At 53.3% G+C, this 25,928-nt stretch carries 15 protein-coding genes; 10 read left to right on the top strand and 5 right to left on the bottom strand.

Features of this window, described 5'->3' with window-relative positions; all coding sequences use genetic code 11:
• Window positions 1-230: 230 nt before the first annotated feature.
• Window positions 231-2,858, bottom strand: coding sequence for a glycoside hydrolase family 2 protein (locus tag DCC81_RS13735; protein WP_108688240.1), 2,628 nt, complete (start codon window positions 2,856-2,858; stop codon window positions 231-233).
• 325 nt (window positions 2,859-3,183) lie between these two features.
• Here DCC81_RS13735 and DCC81_RS13730 point away from each other — a divergent pair, with 325 nt between their 5' ends.
• The 10 genes from DCC81_RS13730 to DCC81_RS13685 all read left to right on the top strand — a co-directional run bounded on the left by DCC81_RS13730 (window position 3,184) and on the right by DCC81_RS13685 (window position 12,522).
• Complete coding sequence (locus DCC81_RS13730; RefSeq protein ID WP_240612984.1) at window positions 3,184-3,681, top strand: Lrp/AsnC family transcriptional regulator; 498 nt, start codon at window positions 3,184-3,186, stop codon at window positions 3,679-3,681.
• A 94-nt stretch (window positions 3,682-3,775) separates the two neighbouring features.
• The gene (locus DCC81_RS13725; RefSeq protein WP_108688238.1) at window positions 3,776-4,078 is read left to right on the top strand and encodes a hypothetical protein; all 303 of its coding nucleotides are present in this window, start codon (window positions 3,776-3,778) and stop codon (window positions 4,076-4,078) included.
• A gap of 173 nt (window positions 4,079-4,251) precedes the next feature.
• A complete protein-coding gene (locus tag DCC81_RS13720; RefSeq protein WP_205686330.1) occupies window positions 4,252-4,767 on the top strand; it encodes a cupin domain-containing protein in 516 nt (171 codons plus the stop codon).
• A 214-nt stretch (window positions 4,768-4,981) separates the two neighbouring features.
• Window positions 4,982-5,797 carry an SDR family NAD(P)-dependent oxidoreductase gene (locus DCC81_RS13715; RefSeq protein ID WP_108687192.1) on the top strand — a complete coding sequence of 272 codons (816 nt, stop codon included), beginning with the start codon at window positions 4,982-4,984 and terminating at the stop codon, window positions 5,795-5,797.
• A gap of 27 nt (window positions 5,798-5,824) precedes the next feature.
• On the top strand, window positions 5,825-6,715 hold the full coding sequence (locus DCC81_RS13710) for a helix-turn-helix domain-containing protein (RefSeq protein WP_108687191.1): 891 nt from the start codon (window positions 5,825-5,827) through the stop codon (window positions 6,713-6,715).
• Between the two features lie 698 nt (window positions 6,716-7,413).
• Window positions 7,414-8,079: a hypothetical protein gene (locus DCC81_RS13705; RefSeq protein WP_133177664.1), complete on the top strand. Its 666-nt coding sequence runs from the start codon at window positions 7,414-7,416 to the stop codon at window positions 8,077-8,079.
• A gap of 13 nt (window positions 8,080-8,092) precedes the next feature.
• Window positions 8,093-9,085 carry a hypothetical protein gene (locus DCC81_RS13700; RefSeq protein ID WP_108687189.1) on the top strand — a complete coding sequence of 331 codons (993 nt, stop codon included), beginning with the start codon at window positions 8,093-8,095 and terminating at the stop codon, window positions 9,083-9,085.
• 91 nt (window positions 9,086-9,176) lie between these two features.
• The gene (locus tag DCC81_RS26005; RefSeq protein WP_108687188.1) at window positions 9,177-10,943 is read left to right on the top strand and encodes an OmpA family protein; all 1,767 of its coding nucleotides are present in this window, start codon (window positions 9,177-9,179) and stop codon (window positions 10,941-10,943) included.
• A gap of 11 nt (window positions 10,944-10,954) precedes the next feature.
• Entirely contained in the window at window positions 10,955-11,725 is a 771-nt protein-coding gene (locus tag DCC81_RS13690; protein WP_133177663.1) for an ABC transporter permease, read from the top strand.
• Window positions 11,725-12,522 (top strand): ATP-binding cassette domain-containing protein, encoded by a 798-nt coding sequence (locus DCC81_RS13685; RefSeq protein ID WP_108687186.1) that lies wholly within the window; start codon window positions 11,725-11,727, stop codon window positions 12,520-12,522. The genes DCC81_RS13690 and DCC81_RS13685 overlap by 1 nt, the downstream gene beginning before the upstream one ends.
• Window positions 12,523-12,614: 92 nt before the next feature.
• Here DCC81_RS13685 and DCC81_RS13680 read toward each other — a convergent pair whose 3' ends face one another.
• The 4 genes from DCC81_RS13680 to DCC81_RS13665 form a co-directional block, all read right to left on the bottom strand.
• A complete protein-coding gene (locus DCC81_RS13680; protein ID WP_108687185.1) occupies window positions 12,615-13,550 on the bottom strand; it encodes a PorP/SprF family type IX secretion system membrane protein in 936 nt (311 codons plus the stop codon).
• A 15-nt stretch (window positions 13,551-13,565) separates the two neighbouring features.
• Window positions 13,566-20,615: an Ig-like domain-containing protein gene (locus DCC81_RS13675; protein WP_108687184.1), complete on the bottom strand. Its 7,050-nt coding sequence runs from the start codon at window positions 20,613-20,615 to the stop codon at window positions 13,566-13,568.
• 617 nt (window positions 20,616-21,232) lie between these two features.
• Window positions 21,233-22,693, bottom strand: a complete 1,461-nt coding sequence (locus tag DCC81_RS13670) for a RagB/SusD family nutrient uptake outer membrane protein (RefSeq protein ID WP_108687183.1) — start codon at window positions 22,691-22,693, stop codon at window positions 21,233-21,235.
• A gap of 11 nt (window positions 22,694-22,704) precedes the next feature.
• A complete protein-coding gene (locus DCC81_RS13665) occupies window positions 22,705-25,815 on the bottom strand; it encodes a SusC/RagA family TonB-linked outer membrane protein (protein ID WP_165806574.1) in 3,111 nt (1,036 codons plus the stop codon).
• Between the last annotated feature and the right edge of the window lie 113 nt (window positions 25,816-25,928).

The raw sequence follows: 25,928 nt of genomic DNA, 5'->3' as shown, positions 1-25,928 counted from the left end.
AGCACTCTCAAACCTTTACCTGTAGCGGCTTTGAAAGGATGGCCGCGTTCCAGTACAAGGAAAGTTTCCGGCACAGTGTTCCATTGTATACCCGGTGCCGTTTCTAAAATACAAGCGCGGGCTGCCGGGCGCTGCTACCATCCGGGATTAGAAGTCCATTAATATTCATGCTGCGGGGCACCAGCCACCTCACTATCCTTTTTGATACCGGTAAGCTAATGCCCCGGCCGCTACCGGACCGTCACGTATTGCTGCTTCACGTTCTCTCCATATACTTCCACCAGGGCTGCTGTATGCTTACCCACCTGCGCTCCGCTGATCGTAACCGTCTTGCTGTCGCCTGGCATCACGGTTATATAGTTATCACTGTAAAATACCGGCAGGATGCGTTGTTTATCACCCGCATTCACCAGTGAAAAACGGTTGAAGAATGCCACCGGCTGGCCGGCCGGATTGCTGATCGTTACAGCCACCTCTTGCCCACTGCGGCGGGCGCTCAGCTGCACGGATGCGGGTTTCAATTGCTGTAATCCGCTGTACTGGCCCTTTTCATCGGCCATCCAGTAAATGTTCTCATCCACCACCTGTTTGTCCAGGTTAAGCAGGCGCAGGGAAAGGAATACGCCTTCCCTGCTGCGCAGCGCGTCTACTGCGGCTTTGATGGGCAGGTATTTTTGCGTGCCGGCGGCGGCTGTTTCCACAAAGAGCTGGGTAAGCAGGGAATCATGGCCCTGCATGTCATATGTTTTCACTTCCAGCATCAGGTCGCGGGCGCGTTGGAAATGATTGTTTACGATCTCCACCATGCCTTCCACCGGGTCGTACATCACATGCAGGGGCTTGCTGCCGGTTCGCAGCCCGTACAGGCAGGCGTTGGGGTCCAGGTAGTAGTCATACATCTGGCCACGCAACGCGGTCCACGGGTTCTGGGTTTTCCAGATGATCACACCGGTGTACCAGTCCCACATATGCGCAGAAAAGCCTTCCATCAGCGCGCGGTACTGGTCGTAATTGATCAGCTGCGCAGTGTTGGTCCATTGCTCGATATTTTTTTGCTTACCGTAAGCCTCATGGTAATTTTCATAGGGAATGTATTTGTGATACTCCCATACAGCATCTGTTTTTTTATTGCGGTAGTCTGGCATTACCAGGTTCTCCTCCGGCATAAAACGTCGCAGGGATACCAGGTCTCCCACCCCTACGGAGCCCACTTCTGAATTGAACGGAAAAGTTTTGAAGCTCCAGAAATGTTCCACTGGCTGGATGCTGTAAGGCCCGTCCCCATTGCCCCCCAGCGTATTGTAAGACATGCTGTCACTGTTGGAATAATCAAAGAAGTAACGCGTCTGGTCCAGTGCAGGCAAAATGGAATCCCTGATGGCGTGGAAGATATCCGGCGGCGGGGTGATCTCGTTGCCTCCACACCAGAAAGCCAGCGACGGGTAGTTGCGGAGCAGCTTCACCTGGTCTGCAATGCTGTTGATGAACAGGCGGTGATCATCCGGGTACTGCCGCCTGGTCCACTGGTCTTCCTTCTTCATCGGGTCTACCCAGCGTCCATTGCAGTCGCCAGACATCCAGAAATCCTGGAACACCAGCAGGCCATATTTATCACAGGCTTCAAAAAATTCCGGCCGTTCCGTGAGGCTGCCGCCCCAGATGCGGATCAGGTTCAGGTTCATATCCCGGTGGAAACGCACTTCTGCATCATACCGTTCCTTGCTGAAGCGGAACAAGGCATCGGAAGTGATCCAGTCGCCACCCTTGATAAAGATCTTTTGCCCATTCACCGCTACTTCACGGCTGCCGGTGTGGGCATTCCAGGAAGTCTGGATCTCGCGCACGCCCACTTCCACACTTTCCGCATCACTGGGCTGGCCGTTGGCAATAAATTCAATCTTCACTTTATACAAAGCCTGCTCCCCGTAACCTGCCGGCCACCAGAGCCTGGGTTGTTTAAGCGTCAGCTCCGGCAGTTGTACCGTAGCGCTGCTATTGGGTTTCAGGCTTACAGCCTTGCTGAGGGTATTGCCCTCCATGGTGTAGCGCAGCATGCCGCTGATGGCTTTGCCGCTGGCATTTTCCACATCGGCAGCTACGTCAATGAACGCGGGCGCCTGGGCCTGTCCGGGCCAGCGCTGGCCGGGCACGCTGGTCACCACGTGCGGATCTTTGATGCGCACCGCGCCCGTTTTCTCTATGGTCACCTTATCCCATATGCCGGTGTTGCGGTCGCGCATGGGCTGTATCCAGTCCCACCCGGCAGTGTACTGCGGGCCTACATTACGGGCAATGGTGCCATCACCTCCCTGCCCGCCGTTAGGATCGCCTACTACCGGTGCCGGGTATACGATCACTGCCAGGCGGTTTTGACCGTTCTTTGCCAGGAAGGGCGTGATATTATACGACTGGCGTAGGTAGGCGCCAAAGTGGGTGCTGGCATTGAGCTTATGACCGTTCAGGAAAATATCACAGCCATCATTTACGCCCCGGAAGTGCAGCCATACCTGTCCATCAGGACCGGTGGCCGTTTCTTTAAAGTCCTTTACAAACCAGTACGTGTAGTGATCCCGCCCGGCGTAATAAATGTCCGGGATATGCTGGTTGTTCATGCCATAAAAAGGATCGGGCACCTGCTTGTTATCCAGCAGCGAGGTAAGCACGGTACCAGGCACGGTAGCCGGCATCCATCCCTGCAACGGGTACGATGGGCTGGAAATGGCTTCCCCATTGGCTTTTACACTGTTCACCTGCTGGCATTGCCAGCCGCTGTTCAGCTCATAATCGGGTTGTTGTGCGGATAATTTCAGGAACGTTGTTAGTAATAGAACACTGGTGATCTTCAATGTGCGGTGCATGCGTGAAGTTTGTTTTTGCAGGTAGAAGTTTCCGTCGACAATTGTCAGCGACAAATATAGTAAAAGAAAAAGCGGGTCGCATTCCCATCTCCGGAATACGACCCGCCAGGGGTCAGCGATTTAGATTTTGTGTTGATAGTAACCTTCGCCGGTGGCCGGCAGTTATATGATGTGGCAGTGATAATCCTGCTGCATTTATTTTAAAAATACTAAAACTTTTCTGCAAAAAATGTATTTTTAAAAAGAAATAAACAAAAAAAAGGATTATTTATCCCCATTTTTTGACCAAACCCGGTTCCCTGGCTGAAAATTCAACCATTTTAAGATGGACAAAAACAAATTGCCCGCAAAAAAGGATATGATAATGGACGAACTGGATTTTTCCATCCTCTCCTCCCTGCAGCAGGATGGCAGGACTTCCTTCACCGTGATCGCTGAAAAACTGAACGTGTCTGTAGGCACGGTGCGTACCCGGTTTAACCGCCTCCTGGAAGAAGGCGTGATCACCATTGTGGGCCGCGTGGACCCGGTGAAAGTAGGTTTCAATTGCTATGCGCACGTAGCCGTGTTTGTACGCCCTGCCACCCACAAGGAGGCCGTAGCCAAAAAAATAGCGAAGATGCCGGAAGTGAGTTTCCTGGCCGGCACCTCCGGTGATTACGACCTGGAGGTGGATGTGATGTGCCGGGATAATGACCACCTGCAGGATTTCATTAACAAAGTAGCTGCTATTGAGGGAGTGCACCAGACCAAAACTGCTATTTATTTTAAGGTGTACAAATATGCCCAGCCGGATGTAGGCCTGGTGCATGGCGATGAATAGGCACTGTTTTACCAACCGGGCGCAGGCCGCGTGACCGCGAATAAAGTCCCATTTTTAACAAGGTGTAAACAGCCCATTCCGTAACTTGTCATTCATGGCACCGGACAACAAATCTCCACATATCCTCAATACTTCCGCGAACCTGCTGGGGTTTTGCCTGATTGTGCTCACGTCCATCAAAGTGGCCAAGTTTAACCAGGCCACTATCATTGATGACCTTACCGGCGTGGCCTCCCTCCTGCTGATAGCCAGTTGCCTGCTGTCCTTTCTTTCCATGCGCGCCTCCAAGCGGGAAAATGCCCGGAAAATGGAGCTGGTGGCGGAATACATCTTTCTCGTGGCGCTGGTGTGCCTGGGTATTACCATTGCACTGGTGTCATTTAATTTGCTGGCATAAGCCCGATACGCGCTACAGGAGATAACACCCGGGCCTCCCGCAATTTCACGAAGCGCAAATATTAATTGACGGAATATCGCGGTCCTCCAAAAGCCTTATCCTCACCAAACCAGCTATGGTAGCGGATCTGCCTTTCCGGCACACCATTGGTCCTGCATTGGCAAAACCATTTTATGCTACAAACCAGCAAACGCCTGCTGCAGACAGGCTGCCTGATCTGCGTATTCCTGCTCGGCACCCGGGCCGCTACTTTTGCCCAGGTGGCCGCTCCTTCCAATGGCCAGTTACGGCTTACCCCCACGGAACTTACCGCCCTGCATAGCAAAGGCGCACTGGCACCAGGGTCCAGCAATCATGCGGGCATCGAGGAGATCGTCCTGTATGGCGATCCGGCTAAGCCAGGGCTCTACACCATTCTCCTCAAAATTGGCCCCAACACAAAGATCGCCGCCCACCTGCACCCGGACTTCCGTACGGCCACGGTAGTTTCCGGCACCTGGTACTTCGGGTACGGCGATAAGTTTGATGCAGCAAAGCTGAAGCAATTGCCCACGGGTAGCGTGTACACGGAAGTAGCCGGGCAAAATCATTTTGCCATGACCAAAGGGCCGGTAATGGTGGAGATCACGGGCTATGGCCCCTCCGGTGTAACGTATGTGAATGCAACGGATGATCCTACCCGGAAATAAAGGGTGGTGATAAATGAACAGCACCGGGCTGTTCCCCTGCAAATGCATGGATCATATGAAAGAACAGCTGCTGCTTAAACCAGGACTTCCGGCGGCAACCTGGCAGCTACAGCACTTCGCCCGTAAAAATGTGCTAGTCTTCCCCACTTTTGTGCAAACAACCAGCCTGCACGCGGCGGTAAATTTGTGTTGTCAAAACAAACGACGCACAATTATGTCAAAAACAATTCTCATTACCGGTGCATCCCGCGGCTTCGGTAAGTTATGGGCAGATGCTTTTCTGCAACGCGGTGATAAGGTGATTGCCACGGCACGCAACCTCAAAGACCTGCAAGACCTTTCCGACAAATATGGACAAGCCCTGCTGCCCCTGCAGCTGGATGTAAACGACCGCGCCGCCGTATTTGCCGCGGTACAAAAAGCGCAGCAACATACCGGCCGCATTGATGTGCTGATCAACAACGCCGGCTATGGCCTCTTTGGCGCCGTGGAAGAAACTACGGAACAGGAAGCCCGTGCACAAATGGAAACCAACTTCTTTGGCCTGCTCTGGGCATCGCAGGCAGTACTGCCCATTATGCGGGCACAAGGCGGCGGGCACATTATCCAGGTATCCAGCATCCTTGGCCTGGTAACCCTGCCGGTGCTCGGCCTTTACAACGCCTCTAAATTCGCCGTGGAAGGTCTCAGCGAAACACTGGCCACGGAAGTAAAACAGTTCGGCATCCATGTAACCATGATAGAGCCAAATGGCTTCACCACGGACTGGGCAGGCGCTTCCGCCGCCAGCACTACGCCTATGGAAGAATACGCAGGCTTGCGCAAGGCCTTCAGCGACTCCGCCACGCCGGATAGTTTTGGAAATCCTGCGGCTACTACGCCGGCAATCCTTAAATTAGTGGACAGTGCGCAACCACCACTGCGCCTGCTACTGGGCAAAGTAGCCCTCCCCTTTGCAAAAAGTGTGTATGAAGCACGCCTGGCCGAATGGGACCAATGGCAGGAAGTGGCCCACGCCGCACATGGATGATATCCTTTACATTTTTAACCGGTACGTATGAGACATTATAAAAGCCTGGCAGTCCTTCACGAGGAAAACGGCTTCCCGCCTGTGGAAAGCCCGCTGGTAAGCCTGTACCGCTGCGACAACAGCTGTACAATGGGCAACCGGGAGTTTACCAGTGAATTTTACATGGTAGCTTTCAAGAAGCTCAAATCCGGCGTAATCCGTTATGGGCGTACGCGCTTTGATCATAGTGCCGGTTCCATGATATTCCTGCGCCCCCACCAGGTCATTGAAATGAAAGAGCTGGAACTGGAAGAAGACGGCTTTATGCTGTTCTTCCACGAGGACTTCCTCACCGGGCACCCCTTGCATGAGGCTATCCGCAAGTACCACTATTTTGATTATGAGACCAACGAGGCCCTGCATCTCTCTGCCAAAGAAGAAGAACTGGTATGGGATATCTTCAGCAAGCTGGAAACGGAGTATCATAACAACGTGGATGAATACAGCCGCGAGATCATGCTGGCCAATATTGACACCCTGTTGAAATATGCCCAGCGTTTCTATAAACGCCAGTTCATTAACCGCACCGAAATAGCCGGCAAAACAGCTACCCGCTTTAATGAAGCACTCGCCAGTTACTTCACCAGTGGGGATTTCCAGGAAAAGGGATTGCCTTCCGTACATCACCTGGCCGCGCAACTTCACCTCTCGCCCCGTTATCTCAGTGATATATTAAAACAGGAAAGTGGTAAAACAGCCCTGGAGCTGATCCACATGTACCTGGTATCTGAAGCAAAGAACCTGCTGAAGAGCAAAGATCAATCCGTGGCGGAGATAGCCTACGCGCTGGGGTTTGAGAACCTATCTTATTTCTCCCGCCTGTTCAAGCGGGAAGTAGGACTAAGCCCGGTGCAATTCAAGAAACAATTACTCAACTGATCTTCACAAGCATCATGAGATCATGGCCTGCTGCTTTTGCGGCAGGCCTTTTTTTGTAACCCGTTTTTAAAATTTGCAACATCGTGTCCTTTACTTTTTGTTTAAAGAAGATGGCTTCCGGATTTAAAATTGCAATTGCAAAGTCATTCCATTTATAGAATCATAAAACAAAAACGACCTTCTATTGCAAAACCGCTAATCCATCTATTTTACCGTTTAAATGCATATTTACCTATTCATCCCTGTTTTTGACCGTTTGTAAGACCTGGGGGCCGTCCTCTCGATTTTTAAACCGCTGGTCCCACCTGCTGTGAATGGAATGTTAAAAGCGCTCTATCTTTACATGGTCAAACAAAAAAAGGAGCTAGTCTCCAAAGCAAAATGAAAAACGTATTCAGCGTTTATATTAAGGCCCACCTCACCTGACTCCCAAGTCCCAGTACTCAAGCCCGAAAGAAACTTTCTGTTACTTAACCAGCATTTTCATTACACATGAAATCTATGCAGATGGATTACGCACCGCGTAATTCAATGGAAGCTTTGCGCCAACCACCGTGGTGATGAAGCTTGCTGTGCAGCCAGTCCGCAAAGCTGCTATTCCTTACACAGACTGACAACGCAAAAAGCAACTGAAAAGGTTGTCCTGGCGGAGCTATGCCCGCAGGTCAACGATCACTCACATACTAAAACACAACGCCATGGCCTCATTTGGTAAAAAGCTCCTTTCTGCCTTCGTAGAAATGGAAGACAAACCGCAAGACGGACCGCTGCCGGATCTGCAACCCGGCACCGCCCCCGCTGTACCTGCCGCACCCAGGCGGGCTACACAAGATGTTGCAACGGGAGCGCCGGTACGCAAACAAGTAACGGGTGAAGCGGCCCAAAAGTACCAGGAGCACTTTAACCGCCTCTTTGCGGAAGCGCGCCTGCCCGGCCCGGGCTACCTGGAGTTTTCCAGGATGACCGCCGCCATGCAGTCCATCGCTGACGAGAAAGCCCGCTTCTGCGCTGCATTTGCAGGTCTGCAGGTACAGGGGCTGGACAAGGAAAAGCTACTCAGTTCCGCCCAGGACTACCTGCAACTACTGGCATCAGACGCGGTGTCTTTTCACCAAACTATTGATGCCGCGCTGGATGAAAAGGTAAAAAGCAGGAAGGCGGCCATTGAAGATGGCAAAGCCCGCATCCAGCAGCTCTCCCGGGAGATCATGCAGTTGCAGCAACAACTGCAGCAACAGGAACAGGAAGTAGCCGAAAGTGAAGCAAAGCTGGATACCAGCGCCGCCGGCTACAATGCCGCCCTGCTGGCAGAGAAAGATGCATTGATGAAAAACATTGAAAAAATTAATCAACACATCCTTTAAAACAACTACGATCATGAAAGCACTTACCGAAAAAGTAGTGAAAACAAACTGGCTCTCCGAGCCTAAAAATGTGGCGACAGCGATGGTCGGCATTGCACTGCTGGCGGGCCTCACGTACGGGTTTACCCTCTATGTACTACCCTGGCTGATCACCGTTACCTGGAACCTGGTGAACCTGCTGATAGGCGGGGTGGTGCTCACCTTTTTGCTGATGCTGTTTTCCAGCAAAGGCTTCTGGCGGGCGCTCCGCTACTTATCCTCCTTCATTGCAGACTACACACTGGGGCTGGTGATAGAGCTCAATCCCTTTGCCATCCTGCAGGCTAAAATTGAACAGGGTTATGAAGACCGTAACACGCTGTTCAAACAAACGGCACGGCTGAAAGGCAAGCAGAGCGAGTTGATGGACAAACTCAGTGAAAAGGAAAAAGAACTGCAACTCAACATCCAGAAGGTGAAGATCCTGCAGCAGGAAAACCCGCACAACAACCAGGTGCATCTCTACGCCAACAACGTAACCCGCTGCAAGGAATACATCGACAACGTAACGCCCATCGTGGGTGACCTGAACAAGCTGGTAACCTTTGCAGATGCGGCTTACGAAGAAAGCGGCATCATGCTGGAAGACGCGAAGCTGGACCTGGAGGCCAAGAAAGACCTCTACTACTCCGTGACCACCGGCCTGCACGCCGTAAGCAGTGCCATGAAAGCCTTCAAGGGCGATGATGGCCTGAACCAGGATGCGGAAAAAGCCCTGGCCCTGCTGAAGGTGCGTATTGGTGAAAAGATAGGCCACATCAGGTCTGCCATTGCAGTGACCAGTCACTTCATGGACGACAAGGTACTGGAAGACAAAGCCAAGTCTGCACAGGCCATTGCACTGATCAATGGTTTTGATATGCAGTCCGACTTTAACTACACCCGGCAATCGCTTAATAAGAATGCGGATGGCGGGCACCTGAAAGGGGTGTCTGTACCGGACCGGTACAAAGGACTGCTGGACTAACGGGAACGGATATACAAAAACAATGTCCAACACCAGGGAAATTATACACTCAAAAAACACTTAAACGCTCACTTATTAAATCAAACTCACTATGTCACTTAAATTAAAACCTGCCGGTAAATTACTCATCATTATCACCGTAGTAGCCACGGGCGTCCTGGGCGTAAGATGGTACCAGGGCCGGCCCAAAGCGGTAGGCAACGCCGTGGAAGTGGGCAAGGTAACCCTGCCCGATGCCCCGGAAGCCTCCCTGGGCAGCAATGCCCAACAACTGCCCCTGCCAGATGATAATCCCGCCTCCAATGGCGGCACACAGATCACCTGGTTGCGCATGGCGTGGAACAGCCAGTTCTCTGCCATGTATGCTAACGGTGGCGTACATACGACAAAGCATTCGCTCTTTGACCAGGCCAAACTGAATGTTACTTATGTCCGCCAGGATGACTGTAACAAACAGATGGCAGACCTGGTGAAGTTTGCACAGGCATATAAAAGCGATCCTAACACGCCCGGTGTACTGATCACCTTCATGGGCGACGGTATGCCTGCCTTCATGACCTCATTGTCTAAAGAGCTGGAACCGCTGGGCGCCGAATACCAGCCGGTGATCATCCCGGTATCGCATGGCAAGTCCTTCGGGGAAGACCAGGTGATGGGCCCCCAGGGCTGGAAACAGGACCCGAAGAATGCGATCGGTAAATGCGTGGCCGGTGTGCTCCGCGACGGTGACGTGAACATCCTGCTGAAATGGGCCGGTGACAACGGCATCAAAGTAAACCCGGATGAAACCACCTACGATGCTACAGCCATCAACCTGATCGCTGCAAACGACTTCCTGGATGCGCCCAACAAGTACATTGCCGGGTATACCGAAAACCGCAAGATCGTGGTGAATGGTAAGACCACCGGCCGCGATACCACCGTGGGCGTGGATGGGGTAGCCACCTGGACGCCCGGCGACGTGAACGTGGCCCAGAAAAAAGGTGGCCTGGTCACCATTGCCAGCACCCGCCAGTATGCATCGCAGATGAGTAACCAGACCATCGCGATCAGGAAGTGGGCCAACGACCACCGCACGGATGTTGAGAACATGATCATTGCCCTGGCCCAGGCCGGAGACCAGGTGCGCTCTTACACGCAGGCCCGCGAGTTTGCCGCAAAGGTGAGCGCCGCCGTGTACAATGAACAGACGCCGGACTACTGGCTGAAATACTTCAACGGCGTGGAAGAAAAAGATATGCAGGGACTGAAAGTGAACCTGGGTGGCTCTGCGGTATTTAACCTGCAGGATATGGCCAATACCTATGGCCTTGGCACCGACAAGATAGACCGCTACAAAGCTGTGTACAATACGTTTGGTAGCCTGATGGTGAAGATGTACCCCCAGCTCATGCCGGCTTACCTGCCGTATGAAAAGGCCGTGGACAAATCTTTCCTGTTCTCCGTGATCAGCAATCACCCGGAACTGCTGGAAGGTAAAGCCATCGAAACAAAATATGCCAGTGAGATCACGGACAAAGTGTCTTCAAAATCTTACCACATCGAGTTTCAGACCGGATCCGCCGTTATTAGTCCTGCTTCTTACAAGCTGCTGGATGAGATCTTCCAGTCGGCGGTAGTAGCAGAAGGTTTGAAGGTGGGCGTGTATGGCCACACGGATAACGTGGGTACCGACGCCACCAATCTTCCCCTGTCTGAAAAACGTGCCGGTGCGGTGAGAGATTACCTGGTACAAAAAGGTATCACTACTGACCGCGTAGAGGCCAAAGGTTATGGTGCCAGCAAACCCGTAGCCAGCAACGCTACCGCGGAAGGTAAGGCCCAGAACAGGCGCGTGGAAATTGTATTGGGTGAGTAATGTTAAACTATATGAAAAAATTATTGCAACCCTTTGCGGTTATCAACAAACAAACCTTTGCCATCATGGTAGTGCTGCAGGTGGCTGCAGCACTCGCCATCTGGCAAACCAGTGCCACCGGCCTGCTTCCTGCGCCCAGCCACATTGGCGGCGCCCTGCTGAAACTCTCCACCAGTAAGCTGCTCATCGATAACGTGCTGGTGAGCCTGGGGCTTACAGTGCAGGCCATGTTCTATGCCATCGTGATCACGCTGCTTTTCTGCTACCTGTCTGTGCTGCCGTTCTTTAAGAGCATGGCCCAGTTCATTGTGGCATGCCGCTACCTCACGCTGGCGGGTCTCATCTTCGTATTCACCCTGCTCACCCACAACGGCAGCAGCCTGAAACTGTGGCTACTGATCTGCGGCATTGTGCCCTTCTTTGTCACATCTTTCCTGAGCGTGATCGTACACATCTCCCACGGGGAATATGACCTGTGCAAAACGCTGGGATACAGTAACTGGCGCACGCTCTATGAAGTGATCATCGTGGGCAAGGCGGATAAAGTGCTGGAGATCCTGCAGCAAAACTTTGCCATTGCGTGGCTGATGATCACCATGGTGGAAGGCCTGAACATGAGTGAAGGCGGCATTGGCGCACTGCTGATCAAATACAATAAATACAATGACCTGACCAATGTGCTGGCCCTGCAGGTGGTGATCTTTGGCATAGGCCTCCTGTTCGACTTCCTGCTGGCACACCTGCGCCTGTGGTTATTTCCTTACACCCGTTTAACTAAATAATGATGACTCCTCATAGTAAAGAACAAGTATTGCTGCGCGCAGAACATGTATGCCTGGATTACGACGGCTATCATGTATTACAGGACATCAACTTCAGCATCCGCAACATTGTGCGCCCCGGCGTGGAGCAAGGCCAGGTGGTATCGCTCCTGGGCCGCAGCGGGATGGGTAAAACCCAGCTTTTCCGCCTGCTGGCAGGTTTACAAAAACCTACATCCGGCACCATCAGAATAGAAAATGATAAAGAAGTAAAGGCCGGCGATATGGGCGTGGTGTTCCAGCACTACTACCTGTTTGAGTGGAAGACCATCTACCAGTCGCTGATGATGGCGGCCCTCCAGAACCCTGCACTGCGGGGCAATGAGCAAGACGCCATTGCCAGATGGGCCGGCGCCTTTGACATCACGGAGAGCCTGCAGAAGTACCCGCAACAGCTTTCCGGCGGCCAGCGCCAGCGCGCCAGCATCATCCAGCAGTTGCTCAAAGGCAGCAACTACCTGCTGATGGACGAGCCCTTTTCCGGGCTGGATGTATGTGTGCTGGACAAGGTGGTAGACATGCTGCTGCAGGTATCGGTGTCAAATGAGTTAAAAACCCTGATCATTGTATCTCACGACATTGAAACCTGCGTGGCTATCTCGGACACGGTGTATATCCTGGGCAAGACTGCCGAAGGGGAAGGCGCCACCATCAAGGGAGAGATAGACCTTATAGGACGGGACCTGGCCTGGAACACGGACATCCGTCGTCACCCTGCGTTCCGCGATACATTGGAAGAGATCAAAGCCGGCCTTTAACATCTGTTGTTTGTACCCTATGCTCCATAAACACCGCGCCCCGCTTCTTGCTGAAGCGGGGCGCTTTTATTAACCATTAATGGTTCAACTGTTCATTGATTCTCCGGTGCCTGGCGGAAAAGATTGAGGGTAAGGCCCACCTCAAAAGCGCCATCCACGTACGTTTTCATGCCGCCTGTCTGCGAGGTGTACATGGCGTGCACCATCACAGACTGTTTGATATTAAAACCAACGCCGGCCGTCACACTCTTGGAAGTGTGGTACAGGGCCATCATATTCACCACGTTATTCAGGAACACAAGGTTTACACCCGCGTCAAAGATAGGCTGGTAGCCCCTTACACCGCGGTAGGCTATTTTAGGTTCCAGGCTGTTTACCGCACCGCTTTCCGGCAGGAAGCGGTAAGACAATGCGGCATAGTACAGCGTGCCGCCATCCACGGTTTTATCATCGCCGGTAAAAAGGCTGCGCACGTTGGGCAGGGCCAGTTGTGCGCCCAGGTGCTCACTGGTGTACGCCACCCCAAACTCCCCTTCAAAATAGTTATCACGGCGGTTGTAACGGCTGATGGACGGATCATCCAGGTCTCCATTCAGCTTGGTTACATCCAGGTGTTGCAGGTCCAGCGCCAGGGACAGGCCAAAGCTCAGGTGCGTACCCTTCTCATCGAGCGGCAGGTGGTAGGCATAAGTAAGGCCTGCTTTGGTGCGGTCTATCAGGCCTGCCTGGTCACTCATGAGGTGGAAGCCAACGCCCACGCGGTCTGTAGCCCGGTAGTCGGCCGTAATGCTTTGCGTGACCGGGGCCCCTTGAATGCCGGCCCACTGCTTACGGTACGCCACATTTATATGCAGCCCTGTATCCAGGCCCGCCATGGCGGAATTGGCCAGGTACTGGTTCTGGAAATACTGGGTAGCGGAAGGCTCCAGCAGTGCTTCTGCTTTATTGAGCGACTGCGCCAGGGAGGCGCTGCCGCAAAAGGCGGCCAATAAAATGCCCAACAAGAGTGAACGGATAGAGAATTGCACGTCTTCTGGTTTTAATTATTTTTTGATATCCCGCACAATGGTAACAAACCCTTTTACCGGTTGCTGCCCCTGCACATTGATAACATAGTAATAGGTTCCTTCTGCCAGCGGGTCGCCATTAGCGGTACCACCCCAATCGTTGTTGTAATTGCGGGTATAGTACACGATGCGGCCGGCGCGGTCAAAGATGGTGATGTCGTAAGTGCCGTAGTTCTGCAGGTTCGTTACTATCCAGCGGTCATTGCGGCCATCCCCGTTCGGCGTCAGGAAGTTGGTAGCCGTGATCTTCGTATCGGGTGCGGGTTTCACACGCACGTTGTAAGACGCGCTGCTGGTGCAGCCATTGCCGGTGCTGGCTGTTACCATGTAGGTAGTATCCTCACTGGGCTGCACGTTCAGCTGGCGGCCTTCTGCGCCGGTGTTCCAGGCATATTGGCTGGCGCCCGGTGCATCGGCAGTAAGCGTGAGGGATTCACCCTGGTTGATCTCTCCCTCCTTGTCTGCGGAGATGCTTACATCCGGCAGCGCATTAATGGTGAGGGCAAAGGTGACACGCAGGCTATCCACACCACCATTGGCCGTACCGCCATCATCTTTCAACACTACCGTGAAGTTCACTTTACCGGTGGTATTGGGTTTCAGGGTGTAGGAGATCAACCCACTGTTATTGATGGTCAGCGCGGTAAAGAAGTCTTTATCTGCGCTGATGGTGTAGGTAAGCTGCTGGCCGGCTTCTACAGGCGAGCCGCCGGTGAGCTGGATACTTTGCTTGGCTGGCACCGCGCAGGTTTGTTTATCCGTCACTGCATCCAGTATGGGAGCCTGGTTCACTGCAGCGGGTGCAGGTGTTACACTGATATGTACTGTGGCCGGTGCGCTGGTGTTAAAGCCATCGCTTACCGTTACGGTGAGGGTTACGGTGCTGTACACTTTGGCATCCAGCAGGGTTACATCCTTCACGGTGATCTCACCGGTATTGGGATCGATCTGGAAGGCGCCGCCGGAATTATCGCTGGTGATGGTCCATTGCTGCAGGGTACCGGTGCTGGCCGTGGCGGTGAGCGTGCCCACAGCAGTGCCCACAGGGCTGTGCTCTACCGCCTGGAAAGCCGGTGGTGTATTGATCACCGGTGCCGGGCTACCCACGCTGATGCTCAGGGTATTGGAAGCGGTATTGCCATTGCCACCTGCGTTCTGGGCCATGTTTGCCGGCAGGTTAATAGTAATGGTACCGCCGCCGCCAGGTGTGATCAGCAAGGTGTAAGTTTTGTTATCCGTGGTTTGCAGGTTGCTGCCGGTTGCATTTACAATGGCAAAATCTGCCGCAGTAAGGCCGGTCACAGCTTCGCTGAAGGTGATGGTGATCGTGAACGGCGCACTGCCGGTGCCGGTACCGGTCAGCACCACGGAGGGGCGGATCGCATTCACAAAAATATTGCTGGTGCTGGCCGCGTTCTTCACGGTTACATCCGCATTATTGCTGTTTGCATCGGTAATGGTGCCACCATTCAGGTTCAGGGAGGTGGTAAGCGCTATACCATCCATATCATAATCACCATCCACCACGGTGTAATTAAAGGTGAGCACACCCGTGCCGGAGCCGGATACCAGTGTAGCCTGCGCGGTTTTGGCACCGATAATAATATCCAGTGAGGGTGTGCCCGTTACGTACACGCCTTTATTGAATGTAACGCTGAATGACAGTACATCACCGCTGTGGTAGGTATTGTCTGCAGGCACATTCACCTGCGTGATGTAAGGCGCGTTAAAGTCTACCATGGTGCTCACGGTATTGGAAGCCGTGTTGCCATTGTTGGCCGCGTTCATGGCCACATCTGCCGGGATGTCTATGCTCAGGGTACCTGCCGCGCCGGGTATTACCAGGGCTGTGTACACTTTGTTATCTGAAGTTTGCAGGTTGCTCACCGTGGCATTGGTCAGCACAAAATCGCTGCTGGTAAAGCCGGTCACCGCTTCGCTGAAGGTGATGGTGATAGAGAAGGGCGCGGTTACCGTGGGCGCCGGGGAAGAGATCACCACCGTGGGATGCGCGGTATTGACCAGCACATTGGCCGTGGAGGCAATATTGTTGAGCGTAAGCACGCCATCGTTGCTGATGCCATCCTTGATGCTGCCGCCATTCAGTATGAGTGCGGAGCCCAGGGCAATGCCATCCATATCCAGGTCGCCATTCTGCACCGTGTAGGTAAATACCAGCAGGTTGGTGCCGCTGCCACTTACGTAACTGGCCTGCACCGGCTGGGTGCCAATAATGATGGGCAGTTTAGGCGTGCCCGTTATCGCTACATTTTCGCTGTAATGCACGGTAAAGGTGAGGACACTACCGGCGTTGTAGATATTATCGGCCGGTACATCCACCTGGGTGATCACGGGCACCGCCAGGTCTGCGGTTACCGTAAGGATATTAGAAGCTTTGTTGCCGGCGGCCTGGGTGTTCACGGCCACGTTGGCAGGCAGTTGCAGGGTCAGGCTGCCGTCTGCTACCGGCGTTACGTCTACCGTGTATACAATACCGTCTGTAGTAGTAAGATTAGTGAGCGTGGCATTGCTTACCAGGAAGTCTGACAAGGTAAGGCCGGTCATGGCTTCACTGAAAGTAATAGTGGCAGTGAAGGAAGACGAGATGGTAGCAGGGCCACTGATCACCACCGTGGGGAGGTGGGTGTTTACCAGCACATTGGTAGTGGAGGCTACATTGTGCAGGGTAAAGTCTGCGTCACGCGCGGCCGCATCGCGGATCGTGGCGCCATTGGGCAGCAGGCTGGTTGCCAGGGAAATGCCGTCCAGGTCCATTTGTCCATCCAGCACGGTGTAGCTGAAAGTGAGTATGTCCGAGCCCGTTCCACTTACATAAGTGGCCAACACCGTTTGTGTGCCAATGGTAACGGGCAATGCCGGCGTACCGGTCACATTCACCACTTCACTGAAATGCACCGTGAACGTGAGATCCTGGCCGGTAGTATACGTGCCATTCACCGGCACATCCACCTGGGTGATCTCGGGCACCGGCAATGTTATATTCACCGAGAGTGTATTGGAAGCCTGGTTGCCACTGCCAATACTGTTCTGCGCCACATCGGCCGGGAGCATCAATGTAAGGCTGCCATCCGCCGCAGGCGTAACATCTACTGTATAGGTCACATCATCCGTAGTAACCAGGTTGGATAAGGTGCCGTTGGTCACTGCAAAATCAGACAACGTAACGCCAGTCATCACCGCGCTGAAAGTAACCGTGGCCGTGAAAGTGCCGCTGGCCGTAGCAGGTCCGGTGATCACTACCGTGGGATGGCTGGTGTTTACCAGCACGTTGTTAGTAGCGGCTACGTTATTGAGCGTAAGGTTTGCATTATTGGTGGCTGCATCCTGGATGGTGGCGCCATTGGGCAGCAGGCTGGCTGCCAGGGCTATGCCGTCCAGGTCCATCTGCCCATCCAGGATGGTGTAGGCAAAGGTGAGCGCAGTGGTACCAGCGCCGCCGGTGTAAGCGGCCAGTACGGTCTGTGTGCCAATGGTGATGGGCAAGGCGGGGTTGCCGGTCACATTCACCACTTCACTGAAATGTACGGTGAAGTTAAGCACCTGTCCTGTTTTGTAAGTGGCATTGGCCGGTACATCCACGCTGGTCACTGCGGGCGCGCTTACGTCCACGCTGGAGCTCAGGGTATTGGATGCGAGGTTGCCATTGTTGCCCACATTCACAGCAATGTTTGCCGGCAGGGAGATGGTCAGCGTACCATCAGCCGTGGGCGTTACCAATACCGTGTAGGTAATGCCGTCTGCAGATTGCAGGTTGCTGAAGGTAGCACCGTTGGGGGCGGAGAAATCCGTAACAGCCAGGCCGGTCACCACTTCACTGAACGTAGCCGTGATGGTAAAAGGCGTATGTGCGCTGGCCGGTGCACCGGAAAGCGTTACCGTGGGATGTGCGGTATTCACTTTTACCCCGGTGGTGTTGCCCACGTTATGCAGGGTCACATCCGCATCGTTGCCGGCGGCATCGCGGATAATGGAGGTACTGATGTCCAACGCAGTGCCCAGGGTAATGCCATCCATATCCTGGTCGCCATCCTGCACCAGGTAGGCAAAGCTCCACGTATCCGTGCCGGTACCACCGGTGTAGATAGCTTCGCGCGTTTGCCCCCCAATGTCGATGGGCAGCCCGGGTACATTGGTCACCACGGCGTTCTCACTGAAGTGCACCTGGAAGGTGAGCACCATGGAACTGTTGTACACCAGTGGTGCGGGCACGTCTACGCTGGTGATATAAGGTGCTGTAACATCTGCGGTGGTGGTAATGGTATTGGAAGCCGTGTTGCCGTTGTTGCCGGTATTGAAAGCGGCATTGGCCGGGATAGTCACAGACACGGTACCATCTGCCGCGGGCGTTACGGTGAAGGTGTAGGTTTTGCCGCCATCACTGCTCACCGGGGTGCCGGCGGTACCATTCACCAGGGTGACATCCGTGGCATCAAAGCCAGTCACTTTTTCACTGAAGGTAGCGGTTACGGTGAAAGGCCCTGTTACGCCGGGCGCCACGGGGCCCAGTGTTACCGAAGGTATGCGGGCATTTACCAGCACGCCGGTGGTAGCTGCCACGTTGTGCAGCGTAAGGCTGGCGTCGTTACCCAATGCATCCTGGAGAGTGCCTCCATTTGCAGCAAGGTCAGTACCGGTAGTTACACCGTCTGCATCATATTGATTGGGCAATACCGTGTAGCTGAAAACCAGCTGGGTGGTACCTGTACCGCTCACATAATCGGCCCACACGGTGCTGCTGCCAATGATGATGGGCAGCTGGGGCGTTCCGCCGGTTTGGTCCACGGTTACCGGTTCATTGAACGTAACAGTGAATTGCAGCTGCTCGCCTTGTCTATAGGTCTTATCAGCCGGGCCGCTTACGGCGGTCACCACGGGGCCTGCATTGTCCACGTTCACCGTGTACACATTGCTGGCCTGGTTATTATTGCCCACGGCGCTTTTTACTACATCCGCCGGTAAAGAGAGTGTAACCGTTCCCGTTACATTGGCCGGGAAGTTGAGGGTGCCGGTATAAGTGATATTGTCTAAGGTAGTCAGCCCTGTGAGCGAAGTGCCGGTCACGGTACCACCGAGGATGAACTTGCCGGCATCCACTGCACCCATTGCCTCGCTGAAGGTAATGGTCACATTTACGGAAGAAGCGGAAGTGGAGGGACCGGTAATGGTTACCGCGGGATGCTGTGTATTTACCAGCACGCCAGTAAGATCCGCTACCACAGCGGGATTTATCGTAAGGTCTGCATCATTGGTGGCAATGTCTTTGATGGTGCCGGTACCTGCATTGGCAGCTGTTACGCCTATGCCATCGGCATCATGGTTACCGTCTACTACCGTGTATTTGAAATAGAGCACGGAATCACCGGTGCCGGACTGGTATTGTGCCTGCACGGTGGTGCCGCCAATATTAAGGTCCAGGTAGGGCACGCCCGTTACATTTACTTTTTCGCTGAACACTACTTTGAAGGTGAGGTCCTGGCCGGCGATATAAGTTGCATTGGCAGGGCCTTCTATCACAGTGATGGCAGGCGCGGTGGGATCAAACTGGAGGGAGATGGTATTGGAAGCCAGGTTGCCGTTGTGACCAATGTTTTCTGCCTTGTCTGCGGGCAGGGTAATGCTTACCGGCTGGTCAGGTGTGGCGGGTACTACCTGGAAGGTGTACGTGATATTATCTGAAGTGGTGGGGGCATTAACGCTGCCGTTTACGATGGTAAAGTCAAACGCATCGAGGCCGCTTACCCACTCACTGAAGGTGGCGGTAACGTTAAAGGGCCCATTCACCACGGCGGGTGCGGCGGTGGTGAGGGTTACCGTGGGGTGGGTGGTGTTTACTTTTACGCCGGCGGTAGACGGCACGCCGTTCAGGGTGAGATTGGCGTTGTTATGGGTATCGTCCCCGATGGTGGCGGAGCCGTTGAGGCCAAGGCTATCTATGGTAATGCCGTCTGCATCTGCCTGTCCATCCAGGATGTGGTAAGAGAAGAGAAGTGCGCTGCTGCCGGTGCCGCTGGTGTAAGTAGCCTGTACGGGGGTGCCGCCAATGTTAAGGTATAGTACAGGCGTACCCGTTACAAATACATTTTCAGAAAAGTGTACCGTGAATTGCAGGGTGTTTGTGGCGTTATAATAATCATCAGGCGGTACATCCACACTTGTAATGGAAGGCGCAGTTTGATCTACGGTAGCAGTTAATACATTTGACGCAAAGTTGTAGTTGCTCTGAATGTTCGCCGCCATATTTGCGGGTATACTCACGGTCAGCGGGCCATCAGCAATGGGAGTTACTGATATGGCAAAAACTTTATGCTGGCCATCCACATTATCCTGGAAGGCACTAAGCGTGGCATTGGTCGCCGTAAATATACTTTGGGTAACCCCGATCATACTTTCCGGGGAAAAGGTAGCCGTAACGGTAAACGTACCGCTGACCTTAGCGGGCAAGGGATCAGGAGTAAGTACCACATGCGGAACTACACCGGAGACAAAATTACCCCAGGTATCGTCTGTTGCGCCGGCGGTGGACAAGTCCACCGGAGTGCCATCTGCCAGTGAGGTGATAGCCCCCGCAGGTGCCACCACTGCGGCTGCAAAAGGCAGGTTGCCACTATCCTGAAAATCACCATCCTGCACAGTATAATGCATCTCAAGCGACGTATTATCTGCAGGGTCCCTACCCACACAGACAAAGGTTCTTGAAGTGCCGTCTGACATACTTATATCAAGGGTAATGGGGCCCAGTCCCAGGTTGACGTTAATAGGTTCAGAAAACGTCACATACAACGGGATATCGGTTCCATAGTGGAAATTATCACCATAAACAGATACATCCGTTGTCGCAGGCGCCAGCAAGGCGTGGGGCTTTGCAGACGGCGCTGCCACATCATGCGGCATCACCGCATGCATCCAGCGTTGCAATGGATAAGGAGCAACAGCAAAAACATGTTGCACGCTCAAAAGCATGAACAATAGGAATAAAGGAAAATGCCGTGTAAAGGTTCTTTTCATAGGAACGGTACAAGGATTTAAAACTGAATACCGACATACAAGCGTACAGCCTATCAGGGGTGCATATTCATAGGATCATCATCACTTAAACATCTTTCTTCCGCGTTCACCTGGATAGTAAGCCCGGCCTTATCGCCTGTAGGGAGCGGTTCGGCATAGGATAGTCGGTTTTGCCTATCGTATTAACTTTTATAATAACTTGACAATGAATTAAATAGGGTAATTCCACGGGGGAATTGATTCTAAAGGTACTAGGAATTATTTAAAAAAGTAATAAGAATGAATGCCCGCCGGGCTCAAAAGGGCCTCAGGAACAGGGGGTTTTGGGCGAAATGTCCCTGTGGGCGCGGGATAGCAGGGATTGAAAAAATATTGAATATGTGGAAAACTTTTTCCGGATTTGTGGATAAGTCCCTAAGTGAATGGCTTGCAGTGCGATATCATGCAAAAAGGCCGCCGCCGGTGCGACAGCCTGGTGCATGGCAGGTTAAATGGTAAGAACTGTTTAAAAACGACAGGGCACATTGAAACGGTTACTGCATTTTGCCGCTGTTTTAAAAAGCATACAGAAGACCGGCGCAATGGCCGGTCTTGAACGGTTAGTATCGGGGTTATGATCAGTAGCCATGGTTTTGCACCAGCTTACCGTTGCTCAGCTGGATCTCTCTCAACGGAATAGGCAGGTAGTTATTTACACCATCTGTATAGCCCGGCAGCGTGGTGGCCGCCTTGCCGGTACGTACCAGTTCAAAGAAGCGCAGGTGATCGCCCAGGGCTGTTTCCACGCGCATTTCATGGTACACGTTGTCCAATGTTACGGTGGTGTAATCCGGCAGGATGCTCATATCCGTATTGCCGCCACTGGTGCGGGCGCGCAGCCTTACTTCATTCACCAGCTTTGTAGCGTGGGCCGCATCACCGTTGTGCAGGGCTGCTTCCGCCGTCCACAGCTTCACTACTTCCAGGCGGAAGATGCGTTCATTGGTAGGGCCGTCTGCCACGCTGCCACCAGCATTGAAAGGAATCTCGGCAGCAGGCAGCCAGTATTTTTTATTCCAGTACCCCGTCTGGCTGGTGGTGGTATTGGCCACCGAGCCATCAGAGAGCACATCACCGTTGGCGATCACGGTGGCTTTCAAACGGGGATCGCCTTTTTCAAAGGCATTCACCAGGTCCTGCGTAGGGGTTACAAAGCCGTACCCCCAGGTGTTGCGGGCGTTTTCCCACAGGTTAATGTTAGAGCCTACGCCCTTACCGGGAATGTTGGCCATATTGATCTCGAAGATAGAACCGGGATTGAATTCACCTGCGGTGGTGAACAGCTTTGCATAATCACCGGAAGGGGAATACTGGCCGGAAGTGATGATCGCATCCCCTGTCTGCTGGGCCTGCGTCCACTTCTTTTGCCACATGTAAGCATAGAGGAGCAGGGATTGTGCAGCACCGATGGTAGCCTTGCCCTGCTGGTCTGCCGTAAGGTCAGATGCTTTGGGCAGGAAGAGGATGGCGCTGTCTGCATCACTTTCTATCTGCGCCCACACCTTGTCGGGTGTTACCTGCAGTTGGTTATACTCGCCGGTTTCCAGGGGCTTGGTGATCAGCGGCACGTTGCCAAAAAGCTGCACCAGTTGCAGGTTAAAATAAGCGCGCAGGAAATAGGCCTGGGCCAGGATGTGCTGCTTTTCCTGCTGGTTCATGTCGATGGCCGGCACCTTGTCCAGCACCAGGTTTGCCAGGTAAACGCCGTGGTAATTGTATTGCCAGGCGCCTTGTACATAACTGTTATCCGGTTTCGTGGTGAAGAGCTTCAGCTGCTGCATCTCTGCTACATCGGAAGCGCCGCCACCGCCTTTTTCCGCGTCATCGCTCATGATATCGCCCACGGCAATGCGGGTATCCAGCGCAAAAAAGTTCTGCGGGCGCATGGCTGCGTACACTGCGTTCACCGCGGCCTCCGCATCGGCAGCAGTTTTATAGTAGGTGGAGGTGGAAAGATGCGCGGTAGGATCTTCATCCAGGAATTTAGAGCAGGAGGCTGCCGTAACAGCCAGTATGGAAAGTGCAAGTATTTTTTTCATGTCAGTAGTCTTTATAAGGTAATGTTTACACCGGCAGTGAGGATGCGGGGCTGCGGATAGTTCACGTTATCCTGGCCCAGGTTGAGGGTGCCGGCGTTACCGCCAAACGTAATACCGATCTCGGGATCGTAACCATTGTAGTGTGTAAATACAAACAGGTTCTGCGCAGATGCATACACGCGCAGTCCATTGATCTTCCACCGGTCCATCATCTTCTGCGGGAAGTTGTAACCCAGGGTCACATTGCGCAGGCGCAGGTAGTTACCGTTAGACAAATAATAACTGGATGCCCTTGCATTGTAGTTCGGATCTGCTGCGTTCAGGCGGGGAATGCGGTAGCTGGTACCTTCTCCATGCCACCTGCCCAGGGTTTCTTCTTCCATGTTGTAGTTGGAAATAAAAAAGCCGTTTGTATTGTACTTGTAAGACTGGTAGATCTTGCTGCCGGATACCCCAAAGAATGACAGGTTCAGGTCAAAGCCTTTAAAGCTGGCACCTGCGCTGAAGCCATACTGCAGGTCAGGCAGGGGACTACCCAGGAAGGTCTGGTCTTTATCATCGATCACCTTATCGCCATTGAGATCCTTGAAACGGATATCGCCGGGGGCAGCTTTGGGCTGGCCGGGATGCGCGTCTATCTCTCCCTGGTTCTGGAATACGCCATCTGCTACATAACCATAGAACTCCGCCACGCGGTGGCCGGCCATGGTCATATTGGGACTGCTGAAGATCTGTGCACCTTCGTTTTCCAGGCTCAGTACTTTATTATGCAGCGTAGCAAAGTTGCCGCCTGCATGCACATTAAAGCTGCCAAACGTGTGGTTCCAGTCCAGCTGGAACTCCAGGCCAGCGTTGGCCATGGAAGCCACGTTCGTGAGGGGGCCGGTGGAGTAGCCGCTTTCAAACAGGATGGGAATACGTAGCAGCATGTTATTCGTCTTCTTATCGTAGTAGTCCACGTAACCGCTGAAATCCTCCAGGAACTTGAAGTCCAGGCCCAGGTCAAACTGGCGCACCTGTTCCCATTTCAGGTTAGGATTACCCAGGCCTGCCGGTTCCGCGGTGAGCTGTGGATTGCTGCCAAAGGCGTAATAACCGTTATTGATATTGGATGCAAAATCGTAATAACCGGCGCTGGCCTGGTTGCCCACAATGCCCCAGCTGGCGCGCAGCATCAGGTTGTCGACGGCATGTGCATTGCGCAGGAAATTCTCTTTGCTCAGCGCCCAGCCTACGGATGCAGAGGGGAAATTACCGTACTTGTTGTTCTCTCCAAATTTGGAAGAGCCGTCGCGGCGGATGGTACCGGTGAGGAAATACTTCTGGCGGAAGTTATAATTCACGCGGCCCATGTAAGACAAAAGGCTCCAGCGCACCATGCTGCCGGCCACCGTGGGATTGGCCGTACCGGCATCCAGGTATTGCAGGTAAGCGGCATTGCCGGGCTGGCCCTGGTTAGCGCCTCTTACATAATCATAACTGTACTGCTGCGCGGAAATACCGGCCAGCACTTTTATTTCGTGATCTTCCGCAATGCGCTTTTCATACGTGGCGGTGTTATCCCAGGTCCAGCTATAACCTACCGCCTTTGATTGGGACAGGCTGGCAATAGGATTGTTCTGGGAGGCAGACACGTAGTAAGTAGGAGTGAAAGCCTTATCGTCTGCAAAGTTGAGATCAATGGCCAGGCTGGAACGCAGCGTGAGGTCCTTGACAGGCTTCACCTGCAGGTAGGTATTGCCTACCACAGACCAGTTGTTGTAAGGATGGTTTTTGGAAGTGTAGTTGATACTGGCCAGCGGGTTCTGAATATCAGAATAACGTGCGGGCAGGTAGTTGCCGGCAGTATCCTTTATGTGCACGGAAGGGTCCATGCTCAGGGCAGACAGGAGATCCACGCGGCTAGTAGCCCCTTCGCCCACCAGGATCTGTGTGCTCCTGGCCACAGAAATATTCTCCCCTACTTCCACTTTTTCTATGGGGCGGAAAGAAGAATTGAGTGTGAAGGAAGCACGCTTAAACGTAGAACCAGTGATGATACCATCCTGGCTGAAGTAGTTGCCGCTCATACGATAGGTAACCTTATCGCTGCCCCCACCAAAGGCCACATCGTAGCTCTGCACCGGCGCGGTCTGGAACATGGCATCCTGCCAGTTGGTGTTAGTGGTGTACTGCGCAGGATTGGTCCAGGGTGAGGCCTGGCCGGCATTCTTAAATGCTTCCGTGTTCAGCATGATAAAATCCTGGGTGTTCAGCAGCTTCAGTTTTTTCCTTACCTGCTGGGTGCCGGCGTAAGCATTCACATACACGTGGGAGTTATTGCGGCTGCCTTTCTTGGTTTCAATAAGTACCACACCGTTTGCACCGCGGGAGCCGTAGATGGCCTGGGAAGAAGCATCTTTGAGGATCTGCACGGAAGCAATGTTATCAGGATCAATGGCGTTGATGCCGTTGGCCGTGAGGGGTACGCCGTCCACCACGTACAGTACATCGGAATTGTTGATAGAGGTGAGGCCGCGCACGCGTACTTCCGCATTCTTACCGGGCGAGCCGGAGTTCTGCGTGATCTGTACGCCGGGTGTTTTGCCCTGCAGGGATTGCTGCAGGCTGGCAGCGGGTTGCTCTTTCATGGCATCTGCATCCACGGAAGAAATAGCGCCGGTCACCTCTCCCCTTTTCTGGGTACCGTAACCTACTACCACTACTTTTTCCAGGCTGGTGGCTGATACTTCCAGCTGTACGTTGATCTGGCGCTGGGCCCCTACGGGTATTTCTTTGCGGTTGTAACCAATGAAGGTGATCACCAGCACATCATTGGCGGATGCATTGATGGCAAAGTGGCCGGTGGCATCTGTTGTAGCGCCACGGGCGGGATTGGCCTTGAGTGACACGGTGGCACCGGGCAGGGGATGGCTGTTCTCATCCACGATGCGGCCGGTGATGGTGGAATCCCCGTAGAAGGCAGTACCAGTAAGGGTTCCGGCCTTAGTGGCGCCGGCAAGAACGAGCAGTAAAATGGCAAGTACATTAACCACCCGCAATACGGGGCGCAGGAAGTTGGCATAACGCCGGCGCTGTGAGGGCAGTAAGCCGGTTACATAGCAAGGATCGGTTGTGTGCATACAATTGCGATGTTTGATATAAAAAAACAGGTAGGAATAATGCGTGGACCTTTTCACTTCATAACATGATATGTGTATCTGCCTGCGCGCAACAGTGCGCATAGTGGGCAGGC

This window comes from Chitinophaga parva (genome assembly GCF_003071345.1).
GTDB lineage: Bacteria > Bacteroidota > Bacteroidia > Chitinophagales > Chitinophagaceae > Chitinophaga > Chitinophaga parva.
Note: the sequence above shows the minus strand (reverse complement) of the source record. Positions and strands in the feature narration are given on the sequence as shown.

Excerpts from the sequence above, each read along its gene's own strand:
- DCC81_RS13665 (WP_165806574.1), bottom strand. The coding sequence starts at position 25,815 with ATGCACACAACCGATCCTTGCTATGTAACCGGCTTACTGCCCTCACAG.
- DCC81_RS13670 (WP_108687183.1), bottom strand. The coding sequence starts at position 22,693 with ATGAAAAAAATACTTGCACTTTCCATACTGGCTGTTACGGCAGCCTCC.
- DCC81_RS13690 (WP_133177663.1), top strand. The coding sequence starts at position 10,955 with ATGAAAAAATTATTGCAACCCTTTGCGGTTATCAACAAACAAACCTTT.
- DCC81_RS13685 (WP_108687186.1), top strand. The coding sequence starts at position 11,725 with ATGATGACTCCTCATAGTAAAGAACAAGTATTGCTGCGCGCAGAACAT.
- DCC81_RS13735 (WP_108688240.1), bottom strand. The coding sequence starts at position 2,858 with ATGCACCGCACATTGAAGATCACCAGTGTTCTATTACTAACAACGTTC.
- DCC81_RS13705 (WP_133177664.1), top strand. The coding sequence starts at position 7,414 with ATGGCCTCATTTGGTAAAAAGCTCCTTTCTGCCTTCGTAGAAATGGAA.
- DCC81_RS13730 (WP_240612984.1), top strand. The coding sequence starts at position 3,184 with ATGGACAAAAACAAATTGCCCGCAAAAAAGGATATGATAATGGACGAA.
- DCC81_RS13700 (WP_108687189.1), top strand. The coding sequence starts at position 8,093 with ATGAAAGCACTTACCGAAAAAGTAGTGAAAACAAACTGGCTCTCCGAG.
- DCC81_RS26005 (WP_108687188.1), top strand. The coding sequence starts at position 9,177 with ATGTCACTTAAATTAAAACCTGCCGGTAAATTACTCATCATTATCACC.
- DCC81_RS13675 (WP_108687184.1), bottom strand. The coding sequence starts at position 20,615 with ATGAAAAGAACCTTTACACGGCATTTTCCTTTATTCCTATTGTTCATG.
- DCC81_RS13710 (WP_108687191.1), top strand. The coding sequence starts at position 5,825 with ATGAGACATTATAAAAGCCTGGCAGTCCTTCACGAGGAAAACGGCTTC.
- DCC81_RS13720 (WP_205686330.1), top strand. The coding sequence starts at position 4,252 with ATGCTACAAACCAGCAAACGCCTGCTGCAGACAGGCTGCCTGATCTGC.
- DCC81_RS13725 (WP_108688238.1), top strand. The coding sequence starts at position 3,776 with ATGGCACCGGACAACAAATCTCCACATATCCTCAATACTTCCGCGAAC.
- DCC81_RS13715 (WP_108687192.1), top strand. The coding sequence starts at position 4,982 with ATGTCAAAAACAATTCTCATTACCGGTGCATCCCGCGGCTTCGGTAAG.